The 18560-nt window shown below is 63.7% G+C and carries 18 protein-coding genes and 1 riboswitch; of the genes, 8 read left to right on the top strand and 10 right to left on the bottom strand.

Annotation, left to right across the window (positions count from 1 at the left end):
- Window positions 1-3: 3 nt before the first annotated feature.
- Window positions 4-837 (bottom strand): AraC family transcriptional regulator, encoded by an 834-nt coding sequence (locus EOC83_RS11520; RefSeq protein WP_063170197.1) that lies wholly within the window; start codon window positions 835-837, stop codon window positions 4-6.
- 235 nt (window positions 838-1072) lie between these two features.
- Window positions 1073-1280, top strand: a riboswitch (cobalamin riboswitch).
- A gap of 164 nt (window positions 1281-1444) precedes the next feature.
- On the opposite strand from EOC83_RS11520, the gene EOC83_RS11515 reads away from it, so the two are divergent.
- Genes EOC83_RS11515 through EOC83_RS11505 form a run of 3 tightly spaced genes read left to right on the top strand, consistent with a single transcriptional unit; the run spans window position 1445 to window position 4246 of the window.
- Window positions 1445-2233, top strand: coding sequence for an ABC transporter ATP-binding protein (locus EOC83_RS11515; protein WP_013532381.1), 789 nt, complete (start codon window positions 1445-1447; stop codon window positions 2231-2233).
- A 49-nt stretch (window positions 2234-2282) separates the two neighbouring features.
- The gene (locus tag EOC83_RS11510; protein ID WP_063167714.1) at window positions 2283-3230 is read left to right on the top strand and encodes an ABC transporter substrate-binding protein; all 948 of its coding nucleotides are present in this window, start codon (window positions 2283-2285) and stop codon (window positions 3228-3230) included.
- A 29-nt stretch (window positions 3231-3259) separates the two neighbouring features.
- Window positions 3260-4246 carry an iron ABC transporter permease gene (locus EOC83_RS11505; RefSeq protein ID WP_081714386.1) on the top strand — a complete coding sequence of 329 codons (987 nt, stop codon included), beginning with the start codon at window positions 3260-3262 and terminating at the stop codon, window positions 4244-4246.
- A 25-nt stretch (window positions 4247-4271) separates the two neighbouring features.
- On the opposite strand, the gene EOC83_RS11500 is transcribed toward EOC83_RS11505, so the two are convergent.
- From EOC83_RS11500 to EOC83_RS11475, 6 genes are read right to left on the bottom strand one after another with little or no spacing between them, the layout of a single operon-like run.
- Entirely contained in the window at window positions 4272-5207 is a 936-nt protein-coding gene (locus EOC83_RS11500; RefSeq protein WP_063167715.1) for a phosphatidate cytidylyltransferase, read from the bottom strand.
- Window positions 5207-5869 (bottom strand): lysophospholipid acyltransferase family protein, encoded by a 663-nt coding sequence (locus EOC83_RS11495; protein ID WP_024504853.1) that lies wholly within the window; start codon window positions 5867-5869, stop codon window positions 5207-5209. Before EOC83_RS11495 ends, EOC83_RS11500 begins: the two co-directional genes overlap by 1 nt.
- Complete coding sequence (locus EOC83_RS11490) at window positions 5866-6309, bottom strand: hypothetical protein (protein WP_024504852.1); 444 nt, start codon at window positions 6307-6309, stop codon at window positions 5866-5868. The genes EOC83_RS11495 and EOC83_RS11490 overlap by 4 nt, the downstream gene beginning before the upstream one ends.
- Complete coding sequence (locus EOC83_RS11485) at window positions 6306-7631, bottom strand: phosphatase PAP2/dual specificity phosphatase family protein (protein WP_024504851.1); 1326 nt, start codon at window positions 7629-7631, stop codon at window positions 6306-6308. Before EOC83_RS11485 ends, EOC83_RS11490 begins: the two co-directional genes overlap by 4 nt.
- A 5-nt stretch (window positions 7632-7636) precedes the next feature.
- On the bottom strand, window positions 7637-9424 hold the full coding sequence (locus tag EOC83_RS11480; RefSeq protein WP_181172674.1) for a bifunctional alpha/beta hydrolase/class I SAM-dependent methyltransferase: 1788 nt from the start codon (window positions 9422-9424) through the stop codon (window positions 7637-7639).
- Between the two features lie 48 nt (window positions 9425-9472).
- Window positions 9473-10081, bottom strand: coding sequence for a CDP-alcohol phosphatidyltransferase family protein (locus EOC83_RS11475; RefSeq protein WP_063167716.1), 609 nt, complete (start codon window positions 10079-10081; stop codon window positions 9473-9475).
- Window positions 10082-10276: 195 nt separating this feature from the next.
- On the opposite strand from EOC83_RS11475, the gene EOC83_RS11470 reads away from it, so the two are divergent.
- The 3 genes from EOC83_RS11470 (at window position 10277) to EOC83_RS11460 (ending at window position 13772) form a co-directional block, all read left to right on the top strand.
- Window positions 10277-10756, top strand: coding sequence for a MarR family transcriptional regulator (locus EOC83_RS11470; RefSeq protein WP_063167717.1), 480 nt, complete (start codon window positions 10277-10279; stop codon window positions 10754-10756).
- Window positions 10753-11934, top strand: a complete 1182-nt coding sequence (locus EOC83_RS11465) for an HlyD family secretion protein (RefSeq protein ID WP_013532371.1) — start codon at window positions 10753-10755, stop codon at window positions 11932-11934. The genes EOC83_RS11470 and EOC83_RS11465 overlap by 4 nt, the downstream gene beginning before the upstream one ends.
- A 305-nt stretch (window positions 11935-12239) precedes the next feature.
- Window positions 12240-13772 carry a DHA2 family efflux MFS transporter permease subunit gene (locus EOC83_RS11460; protein WP_013532370.1) on the top strand — a complete coding sequence of 511 codons (1533 nt, stop codon included), beginning with the start codon at window positions 12240-12242 and terminating at the stop codon, window positions 13770-13772.
- Between the two features lie 49 nt (window positions 13773-13821).
- Here the strand turns inward: EOC83_RS11460 and EOC83_RS11455 are convergent, their stop codons facing one another.
- Both EOC83_RS11455 and EOC83_RS11450 read right to left on the bottom strand, forming a co-directional pair.
- Window positions 13822-14331: a CAP domain-containing protein gene (locus EOC83_RS11455; RefSeq protein ID WP_063167718.1), complete on the bottom strand. Its 510-nt coding sequence runs from the start codon at window positions 14329-14331 to the stop codon at window positions 13822-13824.
- A 251-nt stretch (window positions 14332-14582) separates the two neighbouring features.
- The gene (locus EOC83_RS11450; RefSeq protein WP_027163217.1) at window positions 14583-15806 is read right to left on the bottom strand and encodes a TadE/TadG family type IV pilus assembly protein; all 1224 of its coding nucleotides are present in this window, start codon (window positions 15804-15806) and stop codon (window positions 14583-14585) included.
- A gap of 300 nt (window positions 15807-16106) precedes the next feature.
- On the opposite strand from EOC83_RS11450, the gene EOC83_RS11445 reads away from it, so the two are divergent.
- Both EOC83_RS11445 and EOC83_RS11440 read left to right on the top strand, forming a co-directional pair.
- Entirely contained in the window at window positions 16107-16931 is an 825-nt protein-coding gene (locus EOC83_RS11445; protein ID WP_013532367.1) for a DUF2189 domain-containing protein, read from the top strand.
- 14 nt (window positions 16932-16945) lie between these two features.
- Entirely contained in the window at window positions 16946-17797 is an 852-nt protein-coding gene (locus EOC83_RS11440) for a dienelactone hydrolase family protein (protein ID WP_063167719.1), read from the top strand.
- 25 nt (window positions 17798-17822) lie between these two features.
- Here the strand turns inward: EOC83_RS11440 and EOC83_RS11435 are convergent, their stop codons facing one another.
- On the bottom strand, window positions 17823-18455 hold the full coding sequence (locus EOC83_RS11435; RefSeq protein WP_024504845.1) for a LysE family translocator: 633 nt from the start codon (window positions 18453-18455) through the stop codon (window positions 17823-17825).
- Window positions 18456-18560 lie beyond the last annotated feature (105 nt).

Below are 18560 nucleotides of genomic sequence, written 5' to 3'. Positions count from 1 at the left end.
GAGCTACGCCTTCACCGGTACCCAGATCTCCAGCCCGCCATTGCCGCTGTGGGCATCGAACTCCGGTCCATAGCGCTCGAATTCCGGTGCATCCGCGATTTCGTGACCGGAGTCGGGCAGCCAACTGTTCCAGATCGTGTTGATCGTCCGGCGGATGGATGAGATGTGCTCGCGGTGCGAGAACACCGCATATTTCTGCGCCGGCACCCGCACCCGATAGAAGTCCTTCGGCAGATCCGCAAAGCCGGACACTTCGACGCCGACGACATAGTCGAAATTGCCCGCGTCATCGCCGTTAAGGCAGACGCCGTAGAAAACGCCTGAGATCTCGCCGGGGATGTTGCCGATATAGGGTGCAAAACGCTGCCACTGCATCGGAATCCCGGCGCTGGTTTCGCAGCTGTAGCGTTCGCCGAGGCCGGCGATCAGGAACGGCCGGCTGGTCTCGAAGCGCGGTGGTTCGAGATTGGTGAGGAAGGACTGGTCCATCAGGATCGGCTCCACGAGGTCGAGGTTGTTGGTCGAGCCTTGCGCGCGCACCAGTTCCGGCGTGGTGCCGAACTGATCGCGGAAGGCACGGGTGAACGCCTCATGCGAGTTGTAGCCGGCGTCGAGCGCGACGACGAGGATGTCGGGCGCTCCGCCGGCCAGCTTGCGCGCCGCCTCGGTCAGCCGGCGTGAGCGCATGTAACCCATCACCGAGCGGCCGGTTGCGGCGCCGAAGGCGCGCGTCACATGAAAACGCGACACGCCGCTGCTTTGCGCGACATCGTCAAGCGAGATCGCCTCCGGCAGATGGCTCTCGACGAACCACAGCGCTTTCTCGGTCGGGTTCATGGGGCTCCTTTTCGCATTGGCCGGATCATCTTGGCGTTTCCTGGCGCGGCCAGTTTGATCGAAATTGCGCATTCCGTGCAATCTGCGCCGATCCCATGGGCTTTCGCTTGACAGCGGGCCGCGTCATCTCCTAAGAATGTTATGTTATTACATAAAGTGAGCGTGCAATGCCTGTTTCCCTTAGCTGGCCCACCACTTCGTCCGAGAAATCCATTGCGAAGCGTTTGGTGGAAATCTACGCTGAAGTGGTGATGGTCCCCGAGCCGAAAGGCGAGGGGTGAAAAGGGAACACGGTGAGGCCTGTTCAGGTCGAGGCCGTGGCTGCCCCCGCAACTGTAAGCGGCGAGCAAAATCCGTGAATGCCACTGGCCGGCAAGGCTGGGAAGGCAGGATGGCGCAACGACCCGCGAGCCAGGAGACCTGCCATCACTGAGTTGACCGGACGGGGTGTGCCGGGAGGAAACGCGAATCCCGGCCTTGTCGGCCGGTTCGCCAGCTTCCTTCCGTCGCCAGTTTTGGAAAGTGACGGAAAGTTGGACGGCTCCATCGATCATCGCATCACCATGCTCACACTTTGCCGTCCCCGCAATCCGGCGGGCTGCAGCCGATGAGCGCAGCGCTTCTCGAAGCCCATGACCTCTGTGCCATGGCGAATGGGCGGAATCTGGTCCAGGCGGTCAGCTTCTCGGTGGCCGCTGGCGATCGCCTTGCCATCATCGGTCCCAACGGCGCCGGCAAGACGACGCTGCTGCGCATGCTGTCGGGCATGCTGCGGCCAAGTTCCGGCGAGGTGAAGCTTGGCGGACGCGGGCTGGACAGGATTTCGGCCGCCGAGCGGGCGCTGCATATCGCCGTTGTCGGCCAGACCGACCAGCCCGATCCGCGGCTGGCGGTGATCGATTATGTCGAGCTTGGCCGGGTCCCGCACGCCGGGCTGCGGCGCAGGCGCGAGGAACGCGATATCGCCGTCGAGGCGCTGCGCCGGACCGGCCTGCTGCCGCTGCTTGGCCGCACCGTCGGCTCGCTGTCGGGCGGCGAGCGCCAGCGCGCCCAACTGGCGCGCGCCATCGCCCAGCAGCCCAAAATCCTGTTCCTCGACGAACCGACCAACCATCTGGACCCGCGCGCCCGCGGCGAACTGCTCGACCTCGTGGCAGGCTTTGAGATGACGGTGATCGCGGTGCTGCACGATCTGGCGCTGGTAGCACCCTTCGCCACCAGGGTGGCGGTGATGAACCATGCCCGTCTGCAAGCGCTCGCCGCACCGCGCGAAGCGCTGGCCCAACAGCTGATCCGCGAGATTTTCGGCATCGATGTGCTGCGCCTGCGCCATCCAACCGAGGATCGAGAGTTGACGGTGTTCGAGGTTCCGAACCGTGCCGCGCCGCCGTCGTGATTGAAGCCGTTCCATAGTCGACCCGATCCCACCCACAAGGAGCATACCCGTGAAACGCCTCGCTTTTTCGCTTGCCGTCTCGCTGCTGACCTCGACCGCCTTCGCCTTCCCGGTAACCGTCGACAGCTGCGGCAAGCCGCTGACCTTCGACGCGCCGCCGAAGCGCGCTGTCATCCACGATCTGAACATGGCTGAGATGGCTTTCGCGCTGAAATTGCAGCCGTCAATGGTCGGCCTGACGGGCATCACCGGATGGTACAAGGTCGGTTCCGAATTCAAGGCAGAGCAGGGTTCGATCCCGGAGCTGGCGCCGAAATATCCGACGCTCGAAAACCTCGTGGCCGTGGAGCCGGATTTCTTCTTCGCCGGCTGGTACTACGGCATGAAGCCGGGTGGCGAGGTGACGCCCGACACGCTTGCCCCGCACGGCATCAAGACGCTGGTTCTGACGGAAAGCTGCGTCCATCTCGACAAGAGCCGCCCCGCCGCCTCGATGGACCTGCTCTATGGCGACGTCGAAAAGCTGGGCAAGATCTTCGGCAAGGAGGCCGAGGCTGAAAAGCTTGTCTCTGGCTGGAAGGCGCAGCTCGCCGACATCACCGCCAAGGTCGGCAGCGCCAAGGGCACGCGGGTGTTCCTCTACGATTCCGGCGAGGACAAGCCGTTCACCGCAGGCAAGTTCGCCATCCCCAGCGCCATGATCACTGCCGCCGGCGGCGACAACATCATGGCTGACATGGACACCAGCTGGGGCAACACGGATTGGGAAACGGTGGCGTCGCGCAATCCGCAATTCCTCATCCTGCTCGATTACCAGGACGGTGGCGGCTACAGGAAGCTGCTCGATTTCCTGAAAGCGCATCCGGCCATGAAGGAGACAGACGCGGTCAAGAACGAGCGCTTCGTCGCCCTCCGCTACGCCGAGCTGACGCCTGGACCCGCCAACATCGAAGCGATCGACAAGATCGCCAAGGCCATGCACCCGGAAGCATTTTGAGCTTGCGCCATCCGGCATTTGCGTTGGCCATGCTGGCGGGAGCGGCGGCGATCGCCGCTCTCGCTCTGCTGTCGATCGCCTATGGCTCGACGCTGATCCCGCTGGCCGACGTTGTAGCAGCGCTTGGCCGCGCAATCGGCTTAGGCGGGCACGACGTGTCCGGGCCGGTCGGCAAGATCGTCGTCGATCTGCGGCTGCCGCGCACGATCCTGGCCATCTGCGTCGGCGCGGGCCTCGGCGTCGTCGGCGCGCTGCTGCAGACAGTGACCCGCAACGATCTCGCCGATCCGTTCCTGTTCGGCCTGTCGTCGGGCGCCGCCGCCGGTGCCGTTTCCGTCATCACCGTCTTCGGCGACAGCTTTGGCATCTGGACGTTGCCGGTCGCGGCCTTCACCGGCGGCATATTGGCCGCCGGCGTCGTCCTGCTGCTGGTCGCGCGGGTGAGGGGCCAAGGGCCGGAGCGGCTGATCCTCGCCGGCCTTGCCGTGTCCTTCATGTTCACCGCCTTGACCAACTACCTGGTCTTTGCCGGCGACCAGCGCGCCGCCCACTCCGTGTTGTTCTGGACGATGGGCGGCCTTGGCCTGGCGCGCTGGGACAATATCTGGCTCGGCGCGCTGGGTGCGGGCACCATTCTGGCTTACGCGCTGTGGAACCACCGCCGGCTCGATGCCTTCCTGGCCGGCGAAAACGCCGCCGAAAGCCTTGGCGTGCCAGTGGCGCGCATGCGCCGAATGACGTTTCTCGTCGCCGCCTTCTCGACGGCGATCCTGGTCTCTGTCGCCGGGGTCATCGGCTTCGTCGGGCTGATGATCCCGCATCTGTCGCGGCCGCTGGCAGGCCCCTTGCATCTGCGCCTGGTTGCCAGCTGCGCCGTCTTCGGCGCGGTGCTTTTGCTGGCCAGCGATCTTCTGGCCCGAACGCTGCTGCCGCCGCAGGAACTGCCGATCGGCATCATCACCAGCTCGGTCGGTGCGTTCTTCGTCGTCACCATGCTGATCCGCAACCGGCTTTGAGCGCCTTTGGCAACCGGTCGCCGGATCACACAGTCCAGAAATAGCGCACGATGTGGAAGAACACCGGGGCGGCGAAGACCAGGCTGTCGGTGCGGTCCATCATGCCGCCATGGCCTTCGATGAGATGGCCCCAGTCCTTGACGCCCTGGTCGCGCTTGATGGCCGAGGCGACCAGCCCGCCTAGGAATCCCATCGAGCAGGCGACGAAGGCCACGCCTGCCGCCTGCAGCGCCGAGAAGGGCGTCACGAACGACAACAGCGCGCCGAGCAGGCTCGCCGACACCAATCCGCCGATCAGCCCTTCCCAGGTTTTCGACGGCGAGACGTTCGGCGAAAACCGGTGTTTACCAAACAGCTTGCCGAAGATGTACTGCAGCACGTCGCTGCCTTGCACGACGATGATCAGGAAGGCGATCAGCAGCAAGGTGCGGCCTTCGAAGCCTGGCACGTCGAGTGTCAGCAGGGCGGGGACGTGGCTGACGCAATAGACCGAGATCATCACCGCCCATTGCTGCGCGGCGATCCGCTCGAGGAAGCGTTCGGTGTCGCCATGCAGCGCCGTGATGGCCGGCATCAAGAGGAAGCAGTAGACCGGAATGAAGATGACGAAGAGCCCGTACCAGGCGGTCCACACCAGCCAGTACTGAAACGGGATGATGATGCCGAACATGCCGAGCAGCACCCAATGGTCGCTGCGGCGCGTATGCGTCAGCGTCACGAATTCGCGCAGCGCGGCGAAGGAAATCAGCGCAAACAGGATGGTCATCCCGTAACGGCCGAAGAAGAAGGCGACCGTCATCAGCGCCACCATCACCCACCAGGCGTTGATGCGCTGCGTGAGATTGACAAGCGTCGAGCTCAGCGGCTTCGGCGCTCGCGCCGAAAGGATGGTGGCGACGATGCTGGCGGTGGTCAAAACCGCCAGCAGGCCGATGATCAGGATGGAGATCTCGTGGCGCATCAATCGTCTCGCTCGGGACGCGGGTTGAGCGCCAGAAGCGCGGCGTGGGCGCGCTCGAGAAAGGCGCGGCGTTCTTCGCCCGGGCCAACCGCGACAGGCGCGCCGAAAACGACGCGGCACAGCAGCGGCACCGGCAGGAACTGGCCCTTGGGCAGCACGCGCGACATGTTCTCGATCCAGCACGGGATCAGCTCGACCTCAGGCCGCGCCGTCGACAGATTGTAGAGCCCGGAGCGGAACGCCAGCAGCGGCTCTTCGGTCATGTTGCGTGTGCCTTCGGGAAACAGGATAAGCGAGTGCCCTTGGTCGAGAACCGACAGCATGATCTCGATGGGGTTTTCCTCAGGTCTCGTCCATTGCCGGTTGATGAGCACGGACGACAAGATGTCCTGCGCGATAAAGCGGCGCAGCCGCGACTTCCCCCAATATTCGCCTGCGGCAACAGCATGGGTGATCGCGCGCTCCCTTTCGCTGAGACAGGCCGACAAAAGGATGAAGTCGCCATGGCTGGTGTGATTGGCGAAATAGATGCGCTGCCGCTCGGAGGGCAGGCTGCCGTTCCAGATCGGCCGCACCCCGGTCACCATCCGGGCCAGAGCCGACAGGCCGACGGAGGTTACCGTCTGCAGCAAGGTGAAGGTCTTGAGCGAAAGCTTGTTCATCGCGGCGCCCAAAACCCTGCCGCCAGAAGCGCTGCGGCAAACAGAGCCAGGGCAGCGCGTTGCTTGAACAGCAAGCGGCTTGTGCCGGCCATGCGGTCATCGAGCAAGCGTGTCGCGAACGGAGCCGGTTTCAGGCGCATGCGCGCCAACATGTCATCCACCGCGGCACCGCCGGAAGCTTCGTCGTCATGGCTCGCCATCAGTCGGAACAGCAGCGCGTCGAATGCCAGCAATGCCGACAGCGCCAGCACAGCAACCGCGCTCGCGGCGGCGATCGACAAAGCGATGGCCGCGGGCAAGGTCTCGAAGGCACCGCGCGCCGACGCGGCTAGAGGCGCAAGGACATTTGCGGTCAGCACGATTGCGGCCGGCCACGCGGCCTGTCGCATCAGCATGCCGGCGAAGCGGTCGGTGCGGTCCTGATAGGTATTGCCTGTCATGACGCCGCCCGCCCAGTGGCCTCTGCAAGGTGGACCGGCCGGCCGGCGGCCGCGAGCATCTCGCGGGCGAGCGTCGGCGTCCCGGCCCTGCCGGTCGCCACCAGCCATTCGGCGACGACGCCGGCGCTGCGCTGGAAGCCGAGCGCGCAGCACACCAGGACGGTGCCGTCGCGGCGTGCATTCTCCAGCGCGCCGGCTGCCTGTTGCCGTATCGCCAGTGGCGGCGGCAACAGGTCGATCATCGGAAAGCTGATCCAGCGGCAATCGGTTGTCGCCGGCTTTTCGAGTTCGGCGGCGAGGTCGATGACCGTGCCGAAGCTGTTGGCCTCGCTTGCCGTGGGAAAGCGCCCGAGAAAGACACCTTCGGCAATCGCCACCTGGGGGGCAAGATTGCGCGTCCAGGCCCATATGTTTGCCCTGGCGCCGAGGCGATAAGGCAAGAGCAGGACACGGCTTGCAAGCGTCATGCTGCCATCGGCGGATTTCTGGAACACTTTTTCGCCTGCCCCTGCATAGGCGAGGGTGACGATGGCCAGCGCCAGCGCCGGCCAAAGCAGGAAGAGCGCGACGGCGCAAACGTAGGCACCGAGCGCGGCACCGGCCAGCGCGAGGACGGCGCCCATAGCGTAGAACCGCGCCAGCCGCCGCGCTTTCGCATCGTTGGTCAGCCGGAAGCCTGCAAACGGCAATGCGCCGCTGCGCGGAAACAGCCACAGCGCAAAGAACCCGAGCAGCGCGCCGGTCGGGATGTCGATGAAGTGATGCTGCCAGGTCGTCAGCACCGAGGCGCCGATCAGAAAGCACCAGCCGTGCCAGAGCGGCAGGAGCAACCCGCCGAGCCGGTGGCGCCAATGATCCCAGATGATCGCCAAAAGGGCGATGTGCAGCGAGGGGGCCTGGTTGAACGGCTTGTCGAAACCGCCGAGCACGGCAAACAGGAAGCCGGGCAGGCCGGTCGTCGCCGGCCGCACGAATGTAGCGGTCAGCGGGAACAGGATGAAGCAGATAACGGCGACGATTTGCGCGGTGAGATAGCGTCCGGCCAGACGGTCGACCCCTTGCCTGTCGTTGTTGAGCAGCAGCGACAGGCCGTAGAACAGGTTGATCGACCAATAGGGCACGATGGTCCAGGCGACGAACGGGATGCCGTGCTCCCACGAGAACACGATACTGCCGACATCGTCGCGCCGCGACGCCAGCCAGTTGGCGAAGCCGTAGCTGAGATAGAAGAACGGCGCCAGGAAGGCCAGCCACAGGGCTGCCCTGACGACCACCCGGCTATAGGGTTCGGCACGCGCCACGGATGCAGGCGATGACACCATGCTGCTCAGCGGCGCCGCGCGAGCGAGACGGTGAAGATGCCCCATTGGTCGATGCGCTGGTCGAGCTTTTCGAAACCGGCGGCTTCGACGAACTGGTCCATTTCGCCTTGCGTGCGCCGGCGCATCACCCAGGCCTCGCCGCCGCGATGCGAGGTCAGGCTGCGGGCGATCATCTCGAGCTGCGGGTGCCAAGGCTGGTTGGTGTAGAGCAACAGGCTGCCCGGCTGCATGGCGCTGGCCAATCCACCGAGCGACCGGGCGATCATCGCATTGTCCGAGAATAGCTCGTAGAGGCCGGAAACGATGGCGAGGTCCGGCGCCGGATCGGCGTTGGCGAGCACGTCGGCATCGAAAGCGTCGGCGCGCTGGAACGTGACGTCAGCCGGCAATTGCCGCTCCGTGATCAGCTTGCGGCCAAGCTGCACGTTGAGGTCGGAATAATCCTGCAGACGCACGCTCGCCGGCTGGTCGGGGCTCTTCACGATGGCATCGAGAACATAGCGGCCGTGGCCGGCGGCGATGTCGAGAATATGCACTGGCCGGCCAGTGGTCTTGAGCGTTGCCAGGCAAGAGCCGATCAGTTCTTCGAGATGCAGCTTGCGCTGGCGGATGCCGCGCCAGCCGATAGCTTCCAGGAAGACACGGTCGACGACGCGGCCAAGGGGCGTAAGTCCGCGCGCGTCGTTTTCGTAGACATAATCCAGCGTCGAGCCGGAATCGAAGCCGGTGGCAATGCCGGTCTTCATGCCTTGGGAGACCCAGGCGCCCATGCGGATGGAGGCGCGGCTGAATGCCCAATAGAGGCCCTTTGGCGACATCAACGCGAGCGGTGAAGCAAGCCGGTCGGCCTCGTCGCGTGTGTAGCCGGCAATGTCCGCCTGCTTCAGGTCGACCGGCGCATCCGGTGCCGCGAACTGCCTGGCCAGGAACGGCCGGATCAGGTCGAGGGCCTTTGCCCGGTCGCGTTCGCCCAGCGTGTCGTGGAAGAAGCCCGGCAGCACATGACGTTCCTTGATGCGGCTGCCGAGATTGACGAAGAACTCGTGCTGCGGGCCGTGGCGCACGACCCAATCGCTGCCCGAAAGCAGAAGCTGCGTCGGCGCGGTGATGGCGCGGGCGTCCGCAACGATGCGGGCTGCATGCTGATAGAGTTCGACCAGGATGTTGGAAGCGATCGGCCGCGTGATCAGTGGATCGCTCTCGAAAGAGGCGATTCGCACGGGATCATGGGTCAGGAATTTCGCCTTGACGTAGGAATTGACGAAGAAGCGGCCCTTGATCTTCTGCCAGAGCGCTATGCCCTCCTTGGCGAAGGGCACGTAGAGTTTTACCGAGAAGGCCGGTGAGGCCAGCACCATGGCGCGCAGCTTCGGCGCATAGTCATGCACCCAGGCGGCGGCCAGAACGGCGCCGAAGGACTGCGCGATCAGCGCGATATCGCGCGTGGCGAAGCCATCCCTTTCAGCGATCTCGCGCATGAAGCAGTCGATGTCGCGCACCAGCGCCGAGAAGGACGGGGCATAGCCGCGCTCGCCGGACGAACGGCCATTGCCGCGGGCATCCCAGGCATAGAAGGCGTGGTCCGGCATCCGCAATTCATCGACGAGATGGGCCATGCGGCCGCCATGCTCGTGGCCGCGATGGAAGAGCACCATCGCGCCTTTGGCATCGGCCGAAGCCGCCGGCCAGAATCGGTAGAAGATCTCCGTCCCGTCATGGCTGCGGAAGACCCGCTCCTGCGCTTGCCGCGCAAGGCTTTCCGTGGCCGCGGCGGCGACCGGTTCGTGCATCATGGTCTTTCCCTCTGGCGGCCCCACTGGCGGCATGGCGAGCCTCGATGCTCAGCTGGCGCTGCCAATAAGCCCGGCGCGTATCCGGTTTATGGCGGTCAGCAGCGAAAGCGTTGCCATGGCCGGAAACACAAATGGCGCGATCGATGCCGGCCACAGCCCTGGGGCGCACAGCACGGCGACGACGCCAAGCGCCAGCGCCCTGTCGCTCTTGCCGAACGGCCCGGCATAGTTGCGGCCGATCTTGGCGGCGATGCCGAGCACGCCGGCAAACTCGGTCAGCACCGCCGATATTGCGAAGGCGACGACGCCCCATGCGCCAAATTCCGGAAAGACGGCAAAAGGCAAGATCAGCGCGAGGTCCGAAACGACGTCGCACAACTCGTTAAGATACATGCCGAGCGTCGAGGCTTGGCCATGCTCGCGCGCCAGCATGCCGTCCACGGCATTCAGCGCCATGCGCACGAACATCACCACGGGGATAAGCAACAGCAGCCAGCGCCATTCATGCCGGATCGCAATGGCCGCGCCGGCGGCTATCGACATCGCGGCCGCCAGGATGGTTATGCTGTTTGCGGTGACCCCGATGGCCGCCAGCCGATTGACCAGCGGCCGCAGTCGGCCCTGGAAGGCCGGCTTGAGAGCGTAAAGCGTCGGCATTGCGTTGATCCCCCGATCCTGTTCAGCGGCTGTACATCAATATGCCAGACGCGACCAGCGGAGAGGCGGCGCGGCCATCATGCGTTCGCAAATCGATAACCATGATTGGCCCGGCAAAGCTGTCATGCACATTTGTCGGCTTTGTGTGCACTGCGGCACCTTGAATAGTGAGCACGCTTATTATATATCCCGCTCATGGTTTCCGATGGCATCGACAGATTGGGCTTCTTGATCCACGACGTGCAGCGCCTGATGCGCAAGCGCTTCGAGGCGAGGGCCAGTGGCTTGGGGCTTTCTTCGGCGCAATGGCGGCTTCTGGTCCGCGTTGCCAAGGAAGACGGTGTCGCGCAGGCGCGGCTGGCCGAACTTCTCGAAATCGAGCCGATCAGCGTTTCGCGCCTGGTCGACCGCATGGAGGAGGGAGGCTGGATCGAGCGTCGTTCCGACGCTGCCGATCGCCGCGTCCGCATGATCTTCCTGACGCCCAAGGCAAGCGATGCCTACGCCGTGATCAAGAGCATTGCCGGGGAAGTCTATGAGGAATCGCTTGTCAACGTGAAACCGGAAGCCCGTCGCATCCTCGTCGAGGGACTTGAGGCGATGGTCCGCAACCTGACCGACGACGAGACGCCGTCCATTGAAAAAGTGAAGAACACAGAGGGCGCAGCAGCATGAACGCGGTAGCCAAGATAGACGAGAAAGTGACCGAACTGGAAATGGAAGCGCCGGCGCAGCCGGCCGCGGCCCCGGCGACCGTTGCTCCCCCGGTGCAGCCGGCTCCGGCGCCGGTGAAGAAAAAGCGCCGGCTGGGCCGCTTCCTGCTGATGGTCGCGCTGCCTGCGGCATTGGCTGTTGGCGGCGGCTATGTCTGGGTTACCGGCGGCCGCTATCAGGAGACCGAGAACGCCAATCTGCAGCAGGCCAAGGTGTCGATCGCTTCCGACACGGCCGGCCGCATCGTCAAGGTCGACATCTTCGATAACCAGCTGGTCAAGCAGGGTGACGAGCTGTTTGCCATCGACCCCGAGCCCTACCGGATCGCGTTGGCGCAGGCCGACGCGGCGGTGGCGGGCGCGCGTCTCAATGTCGAGCAGTTGCGCGCCGCCTATGGCCAGTCGATGGCTCAGCAGAAGTCCGATGCCAGCCAGGTCGCCTTCGCCCAGTCGCAGTTCGACCGCGCCGCCGATCTTGCCCAGAAGGGCATCAACGCCAAATCGTCGCTGGACGAAGCCAAGAACGATCTCGACAAGGCCAAGCAGCAGCTCGCCGTTGCCGAGCAAGGCATCATCAGCGCCAAGGCAGCCCTTGGCGGCAATCCCGACATCGAAACCGACAAGCATCCGACCGTGATGGCCGCGCTCGCCGCGCGCGACAAGGCCGCCTACGACCTGGCGCAGACCACGGTCAAGGCGCCGGCTGACGGCATCGTCAGCCAGGCCTCGTCGTTCAAGGTCGGCCAGTATGTCGGTTCCGGCACGCCGCTGTTTTCGCTGGTCGAGACCGGCGACACTTGGATCGATGCCAATTTCAAGGAAACGCAGCTCACCCACATGAAGCCCGGCCAGAAGGCCGAGATCGTGGTCGACACCTATCCGGGGCGCACCTTCGAGGCGACGGTCAAGGCGATCGGCGCCGGCACGGGAGCCGAGTTCTCGCTGCTGCCGGCCCAGAATGCCACCGGCAACTGGGTCAAGGTCACACAGCGCATCCCGGTTCGTCTCGAACTGACCGATGCGGACGCCAAGATGGCGTTGCGCACCGGCATGAGCGCCACCGTTACCGTCGACACCGGCGTGGCGCGTGGCCTGCCTTCGATCTTCGGTCACGCCACGGCCGGCGAGGCCGCGCAGTAACGTCAACAGAATGCCGCAGGACCAGCGGCGGAGGTGAATAGCAGGATTGGTCTGATGGGAGGAGCTGGAAGGATCAGCGTTTGGGCACGCCGCATAGCGGCCTGGCCGAAGTCTGAAATCTCCGACGCGGACCCGTCGGTCCTCATGTTTCCGGGCGGCAGGCATCCGCTGATCAGAGACTTTCAGTCGATGTAACCCCCACATCGACAATCGCGTCCCACCGCGACGAGGGTCTCTCAACGGAAGGCGTTGCCGCCCGGAAACCCCTTGTACACGTTTTTGTTACCTGCTGGAAGTTCCACGCCATGAGCACGCCCGAACCCTTCAAAGAAGTGCCGCATCGCGGCCTGATCACGGTCGCGCTCATGTTGGCGACGATCATGCAGGCGCTCGACACGACGATCGCCAACGTCGCGCTGCCGACCATGACCGGCGATCTCGGCGCCTCGCCTGACAACATCAATTGGGTGCTGACCTCCTACATCGTTGCCGCCGCCATCATGACGCCGGTCACCGGCTGGCTGGCCGATCGCTTCGGCCGCAAGGAACTGTTCCTGACGGCGGTGGTCGGCTTCACCGTGTTTTCGATGCTGTGCGGCATCGCCTGGAGCCTGGAGACCATGGTGTTCTTCCGGCTGATGCAAGGCGTGTTCGGCGCCGCGATCGTGCCTCTGTCGCAGACCTTCCTGCTCGACATCAATCCCAGGGAACGCCATGGCCAGGCGATGGCCATCTGGGGCGCCGGTATCATGCTGGGTCCGATTCTGGGCCCGACACTCGGTGGCTGGCTGACCGAGAATTTCAACTGGCGTTGGGTGTTCTTCATCAATCTGCCGGTCGGCATCGTCGCCTTTCTCGGTATGGCCGCTTATTTGCCGGCTATCGCGCGGCGCGTGCGCGGCTTCGATTTCTTCGGCTTCGCCATGATATCGCTCGGCGTCGGCGCGCTTCAGCTGCTGCTCGACCGCGGCGGCGAGGTCGACTGGTTTTCCTCGGTCGAGATCTGGATCGAACTTGGTCTTTCGCTCACCGGCTTCTGGGTGTTCATCATTCACACCATGACGGCCGAGCACCCCTTCATCGATCCCAAGATCTTCCTCGACCGCAATTTCGTGACCGGGCTCGCATTCATCTTCGTCATGGGTGTGCTCATCCTGGCGAGCATGTCGCTGCTGCCGCCGATGCTGTCGACCATCTTCGGCTATCCGACCGTCACCATCGGCATCGTCATGGGGCCACGCGGCGTCGGCACCATGATCTCGATGCTCGTCGTCGGGCGGCTCATGAGCAGGATTGACGCCAGGATCCTCGTCGTCATCGGCTTCCTGCTGACCGCGCAGTCGCTCTACACCATGTCCAGCTTCACCCCGCAGATGGACAATTGGCTGATCATCAGCTCCGGCGTCATCCAGGGCCTGGGCATGGGGATGGTGTTCGTGCCGTTGTCGACCGTCGCCTTCGCCACGCTTGACGTGCGCTTCCGCACCGATGCCACGGCTCTGTTCAGCCTGGTGCGCAATCTTGGCTCGTCGATCGGCGTGTCGGTCGTGACGGTGTTGATGGTGCGCAACACGCAGATCAACCATGCCGAGCTTTCGGCCTTCATCAATCCGTTCAACCCCAATCTGTGGGCTGTCTCGCCGGCGGCCGCAGGCGGCGACCCAACGGCGCTCTCGCAGGTCGATCGCATGGTCAATCTCCAGGCCATGATGATCTCCTACGTCAACGACTTCAAAATACTCATGGTGATGACACTGCTTGCCATCCCGTTTGTTTTCCTGCTGCGCAAGCCGAAGCAGGCGCCAGCCGGCGGCGCGCCGGCGGCGCATATGGACTAGCTTTCCATCAAATCGTCTTGGGTGTGGCGCACCGAACCGGCACGTTTTCCTATTTTCCGAGCACGAGGCTCCAGTAACGGAGCTTGCTGTCGCTGCCGTCGCGCACATAGGCAAGGCCGAAGCGTGTGAAGCGCGGGTCGAGCATGTTGCGGCGATGGCCTGGTGAATGCACCCAGATGTCGAACAGCTTATCGAGGTCGAAACGACCCTCGGCGATGTTCTCCGCCGCGGCACCGGAAATTCTATTGTCCCTGACGCGCGAGGCGAAATCCTTGCCCCAGCCGGTGGTGTGGCTCATGCGGCGGCGCTGCGCCATGTAGCCTGCCTGCTGCAGGGCGGCCTGTTCGAGCTGCCGGTCGGGGACCAGCGGCGCGAGCCCGGCCGAGGCGCGGATGCTGGCCAGCGTGCTGGTGGCGGAGGAGGAGACCCCGGCGCCTTCGCCGGTTGGCAGTGAAACGGTGCTGCAGGCGGCGAGCCCCGCCAGGGCTGCGAGGCCGGTCAGCACCATGCGCCTGTTCAGCTTCGGGATCGGGTGGGTTTCGATTTTCGCTATGGTCATGCCTCTGAGATAATAGCGATCATGGCTTTTGCCGGGCAGGGCGGCGAAAATCGAAGAGGGGGCGACAGACTGACGCTGGCCGGTACAACGCTGATCGGCGTGGCATGCTGGGCGGAATTTCACCAGGCGATCGACGGCGCTGCCTATCCCAGGCTGGCCGGATTGCGCCTCGCATCGAAACCGATCCGGCCGTGCGTTACCGCCATTTTTCTCAACGCTACCGCTGGCGCCGCCGCACGTCAGGTTGTCTCTCATTTCACCAGAGTGATCATCCGATCGGCATACATTGTGCGATTTCCAAGCGCCGCCGCGCAGTCGGACTTGACGGACGAGTTCCCGGTCATCTGTATCGTATTGCCGACAAGCCTGAGACAGTCGCCCTGGGCGCTCATATCAGAATTGCCGGCGTAGGAAATGGGCGCGTCCGGCGCGTAGATGAAACCGCTGAGCACGGAATTTGCGCCACCATTCAATGTCAGGGCAGACGTGTTGCCGTGATCCTGGAAAATGGTGATGCCAGCATAAGGGCCGCTGGTGGGCGGGGAAAGGTTCACCTTCTCATTGGCATTTATGTAGATCTGAGCGCTTTCCATGAGGAAAATGGTCACGCCCTGGCCAGTCAGGCTGCCGTTTCCCCCTGGCTTTATGGTGGTGCCGCGCATGATGTAGACGCCCGGATTAAGCGTGATGTTCCCCGATAATGTCTTGTCGCAATAAGTGCCGGGCGACAGCGTGTAGGTTTTGCCGTTCGGGACAGGCAAACACAATGTGTAAGGGGGAGGAACGACGTCGGCCAATGGATCAAAGGATGCGTACCTATGTTCGTGCGGCGTTCCGCAGGCGAGACTGGCGCTGGGTGGCAACAGCCCGCTGGTGCCACCGACGGTTGAGACACAGCCGGCCGAAACCAGTGCGGAACCACCCCTGTTGACGGAATCCGACGCGTCCGAGTTCGCCGCGATCACGCAATTGTCCATCGAGACGTTGGTCGAGCCCTGCAGGTTCACGGCGGCGGACGCATGCGGATCGAGCGCCAGCACGCAGGCCTGCGCGCCAGGTTTTATCTTGACCGAGGCCGAGCGGTAGGCCTGCCAGGGGGCCGAGGCGCTGATGAAGCTTGGGCGGCTTATGCTGGACGACAGCGAGATAAAGTAGGCGCTTGGACTGCCGCTTGCCGTTGCCGCGAAAGCGGAGACGCTGCCCAAATATTCCTGCTGGTCGGCCGCGCTCATATTGGCGGCGAAGAACTGCAGCCCAAGCTGCTGGACATCGCCAGCCGCCATATCGGGAGAGAACTTCGTGCCGATGGCGAGCCCAGCCGCGTCCAGCGAGTTCTGGAGTTGCGAGGCGTCATGGCTCGTGCCGATCAGATCGACGGCGCCGGCCAAACCAATCATTATTGGCAGCATAGCGAAGGCGGTCGTTATGGCAAAGTTGCCGCGCTCCGAAGACCAGAAGGCTTTCAATGCGAACATAGTCCCTCGCCGAAACTCGTAAAGCTCAGGTGATACGCCAGGGATCCCTACGAGTAATTTAAGTAAATGCTAAAATGCGTAAATGCTAAAATGCAGCACAATGATTGGCCAAAACGAAGGTCTGCCAAGGTACGCCATATGAGAGGCCATACGGAGAGTTGAACACAACGAGGAGTTGCTCCCCAGGCCATTGACCCGGCGACAATCGCCGCCAACTCTGCTATCATGCTTCTCGATCTTGAAGTGGCAGCTCTGGCGGCCATCCAGGCGGTGACCGCCCCGACACACGGGAGGAAGGTTATGGCCGGCTTTCATGTCATGGCGGACGCACGTGGAATGCATGTGCAGCCGACGGTGCGCCGCATCACCACGTCGGACCTTTGGGATGCGTTGCGTCTCGGGTTCGAGGATTTCTGGGCAAAACCATCGCACTACGTGTTCCTGTGCCTGATCTATCCCATCGTCGGCCTGATCCTGACGCAGTGGACGTCCGGCGCCAATGCCATCCAGCTCATCTATCCCCTGATGTCGGGTTTCGCTCTGGTCGGGCCGTTTGCGGCGCTCGGCCTTTACGAGATCAGCCGCCGGCGCGAGCTCGGCATGAACACCTCCTGGCGGCACGCGTTTGATGTCCGGCGCTCGTCCGCGATCCCGTCGATCGCCGTCATCGGCGTCATGCTGGTGGCGCTGTTCCTGTTGTGGCTCTACACCGCGCAATCGATCTACACTGGCCTGTTCGGAGACCAGCCGCCGGCCTCGATCGGCGGCTTCATCCGCGACGTGCTGACCACCAGTAAGGGCTGGACGCTGATCCTTGCCGGTAATGCCGCGGGCTTTGTCTTTGCCGTAATCGTGCTGGCCACCACTGTGGTTGCCTTCCCGCTGCTGCTCGACCGCGACGTCGGCGCCGTCTCAGCCATCGAGACCTCGGCCCGGGCGGTGATGGCCAACCCGCTGCAAATGGCGCTGTGGGGCTTGCTGGTCGCCGTGCTTCTGGTGATCGGTTCGATCCCGCTGTTTGCCGGGCTCGCCGTCGTCATGCCGGTGCTCGGCCATGCCACCTGGCATCTCTACCGCAAGGTGGTCGAGCCGGAGCGGGCACAGCAGATAAGACGGCCGATGTAACGAAGCAGGCACCCATGGCCTTCACCCTGCCGAGACTGCCCAACAAGGTCGTCTGTCTGACCTGCCTTTGTATCGGTAGCTATCTGCATGCCGCGCCAGCGCGCGCTGACCAGCCGGTGCAGTTTGAAAGCGCGGCTTCGGAGCCAACGCCATTTCAGAAGCGCATTGCGCAAGCGGGCGGCAACGTCCCGAGGGCCGTTCCCGGCACGCCGCTGCAGGGGTATTTAACGCGTCCGCCGGGTGAGGGGCCGTTCCCGGCTGTCGTGGTTCTGCACGGATGTTCAGGTTTGCCCCGAAGTGTAAGGAAAACCTGGTCCGAGCGACTGTCTTCCTGGGGTTACGTCGTCCTCGTCGTCGACAGCTTCAGCACCCGCGGCATTAAGGAGACCTGTGATGGCCTCCACCCTGTTGATCGCGTATATGACGCCTACGGCGCTCTGGAATACCTATCAAAATACAGTTTTGTCGACCCGCGGCGCATTGCGTTGATGGGGTTCTCCGCTGGCGGGAACGCAACGCTCGAGGCCTTGCAGTCTGGTGGAGACGAGCGGCTTATGGAGCGCAAATTCAAGGCTGCGATCGCCTACTATCCGGATTGTTCGGCAACGAATGGCGACATGGCGGTCCCGACCTTGATCCTGATCGGCGAGCTGGACGATCGGACCCCCGCCAAAAATTGCCAGGAGATGATGACGCAGCGCAGCGGCAAGGGAAGCTCTGTGCAGCTTGACGTCTACCCGGGTGCTCGTCACGGATTTGACTCCGCAGGATTGAAGACCGGCATCGAGGCCTATGGTCAGTACAATGCTGCCGAGCAATCCATCCTTGCCTCTCATGCATTCCTGAAAGAAGTCTTCGGCGGCTGACAGCGGCGACCGCCGGTTTGCACTCTCAGCGCTGCGCGTCTGTCGCCATCTTCAGCGCAAGAGCCGCCAGCACGGTTCCCATCATCCAGCGCTGGATGACCAGCCACAAGGGCCGTCCGGCGAGAAAGGTGGCGATTGAACCGGCCGTTACCGCGATGACGGCATTGACGCTGAGGCTGATCGAGATCTGTGTCGCGCCGAGCACCAGGAGCTGCGACAGGACGTGACCCTTGCCGGGGCTGATGAACTGCGGCAACAGCGACAGATAGAGCACGGCCACCTTCGGATTGAGCAGATTGGTCATCAGGCCCATGGCGAAAAGCTTGCGCGGCCGGTCCCTCGGCAATTCGCGCACTTCGAATGGCGAGCGTCCGCCCGGCTTCACCGCCTGCCAGGCCAGCCACAGGAGATAGAGCACGCCGGCAAAGCGCAGCGCATCATAGGCGTAGGGCACTGCGAGCAGCAGCGCGGTGATGCCGAATGCCGCCGCCAGTACATAGAAGACAAAGCCGAGCGCCACGCCGCCAAGCGAGATGAGCCCCGCCTTCGGCCCCTGCGACAGGGAACGCGAGATCAAATAGATCATGTTGGGGCCAGGCGTCAGCACCATGCCGAGGCAGACCAGCGCGAAGGCGAGATGATTGGCTGTTTCGGGCATCTGTTCTTCCCCAGCGCGCCGCGAATGGACGCGCGATCCGGCAGGCGGCCAAGATGTGCCTGTCCCGGGAGGCGCGCGCAAGTGCATGGCGGCGCCAGCCGTTGT

The organism is Mesorhizobium sp. Primo-A (genome assembly GCF_003997175.1).
Lineage (GTDB): Bacteria > Pseudomonadota > Alphaproteobacteria > Rhizobiales > Rhizobiaceae > Mesorhizobium > Mesorhizobium ciceri.
Note: the sequence above shows the minus strand (reverse complement) of the source record. Positions and strands in the feature narration are given on the sequence as shown.

Excerpts from the sequence above, each read along its gene's own strand:
- EOC83_RS11520 (WP_063170197.1), bottom strand. The coding sequence starts at position 837 with ATGAACCCGACCGAGAAAGCGCTGTGGTTCGTCGAGAGCCATCTGCCG.
- EOC83_RS11515 (WP_013532381.1), top strand. The coding sequence starts at position 1,445 with ATGAGCGCAGCGCTTCTCGAAGCCCATGACCTCTGTGCCATGGCGAAT.
- EOC83_RS11505 (WP_081714386.1), top strand. The coding sequence starts at position 3,260 with ATGCTGGCGGGAGCGGCGGCGATCGCCGCTCTCGCTCTGCTGTCGATC.
- EOC83_RS11500 (WP_063167715.1), bottom strand. The coding sequence starts at position 5,207 with ATGCGCCACGAGATCTCCATCCTGATCATCGGCCTGCTGGCGGTTTTG.
- EOC83_RS11495 (WP_024504853.1), bottom strand. The coding sequence starts at position 5,869 with ATGAACAAGCTTTCGCTCAAGACCTTCACCTTGCTGCAGACGGTAACC.
- EOC83_RS11490 (WP_024504852.1), bottom strand. The coding sequence starts at position 6,309 with ATGACAGGCAATACCTATCAGGACCGCACCGACCGCTTCGCCGGCATG.
- EOC83_RS11485 (WP_024504851.1), bottom strand. The coding sequence starts at position 7,631 with ATGGTGTCATCGCCTGCATCCGTGGCGCGTGCCGAACCCTATAGCCGG.
- EOC83_RS11480 (WP_181172674.1), bottom strand. The coding sequence starts at position 9,424 with ATGATGCACGAACCGGTCGCCGCCGCGGCCACGGAAAGCCTTGCGCGG.
- EOC83_RS11475 (WP_063167716.1), bottom strand. The coding sequence starts at position 10,081 with ATGCCGACGCTTTACGCTCTCAAGCCGGCCTTCCAGGGCCGACTGCGG.
- EOC83_RS11470 (WP_063167717.1), top strand. The coding sequence starts at position 10,277 with ATGGTTTCCGATGGCATCGACAGATTGGGCTTCTTGATCCACGACGTG.
- EOC83_RS11465 (WP_013532371.1), top strand. The coding sequence starts at position 10,753 with ATGAACGCGGTAGCCAAGATAGACGAGAAAGTGACCGAACTGGAAATG.
- EOC83_RS11460 (WP_013532370.1), top strand. The coding sequence starts at position 12,240 with ATGAGCACGCCCGAACCCTTCAAAGAAGTGCCGCATCGCGGCCTGATC.
- EOC83_RS11455 (WP_063167718.1), bottom strand. The coding sequence starts at position 14,331 with ATGACCATAGCGAAAATCGAAACCCACCCGATCCCGAAGCTGAACAGG.
- EOC83_RS11450 (WP_027163217.1), bottom strand. The coding sequence starts at position 15,806 with ATGTTCGCATTGAAAGCCTTCTGGTCTTCGGAGCGCGGCAACTTTGCC.
- EOC83_RS11445 (WP_013532367.1), top strand. The coding sequence starts at position 16,107 with ATGGCCGGCTTTCATGTCATGGCGGACGCACGTGGAATGCATGTGCAG.
- EOC83_RS11440 (WP_063167719.1), top strand. The coding sequence starts at position 16,946 with ATGGCCTTCACCCTGCCGAGACTGCCCAACAAGGTCGTCTGTCTGACC.
- EOC83_RS11435 (WP_024504845.1), bottom strand. The coding sequence starts at position 18,455 with ATGCCCGAAACAGCCAATCATCTCGCCTTCGCGCTGGTCTGCCTCGGC.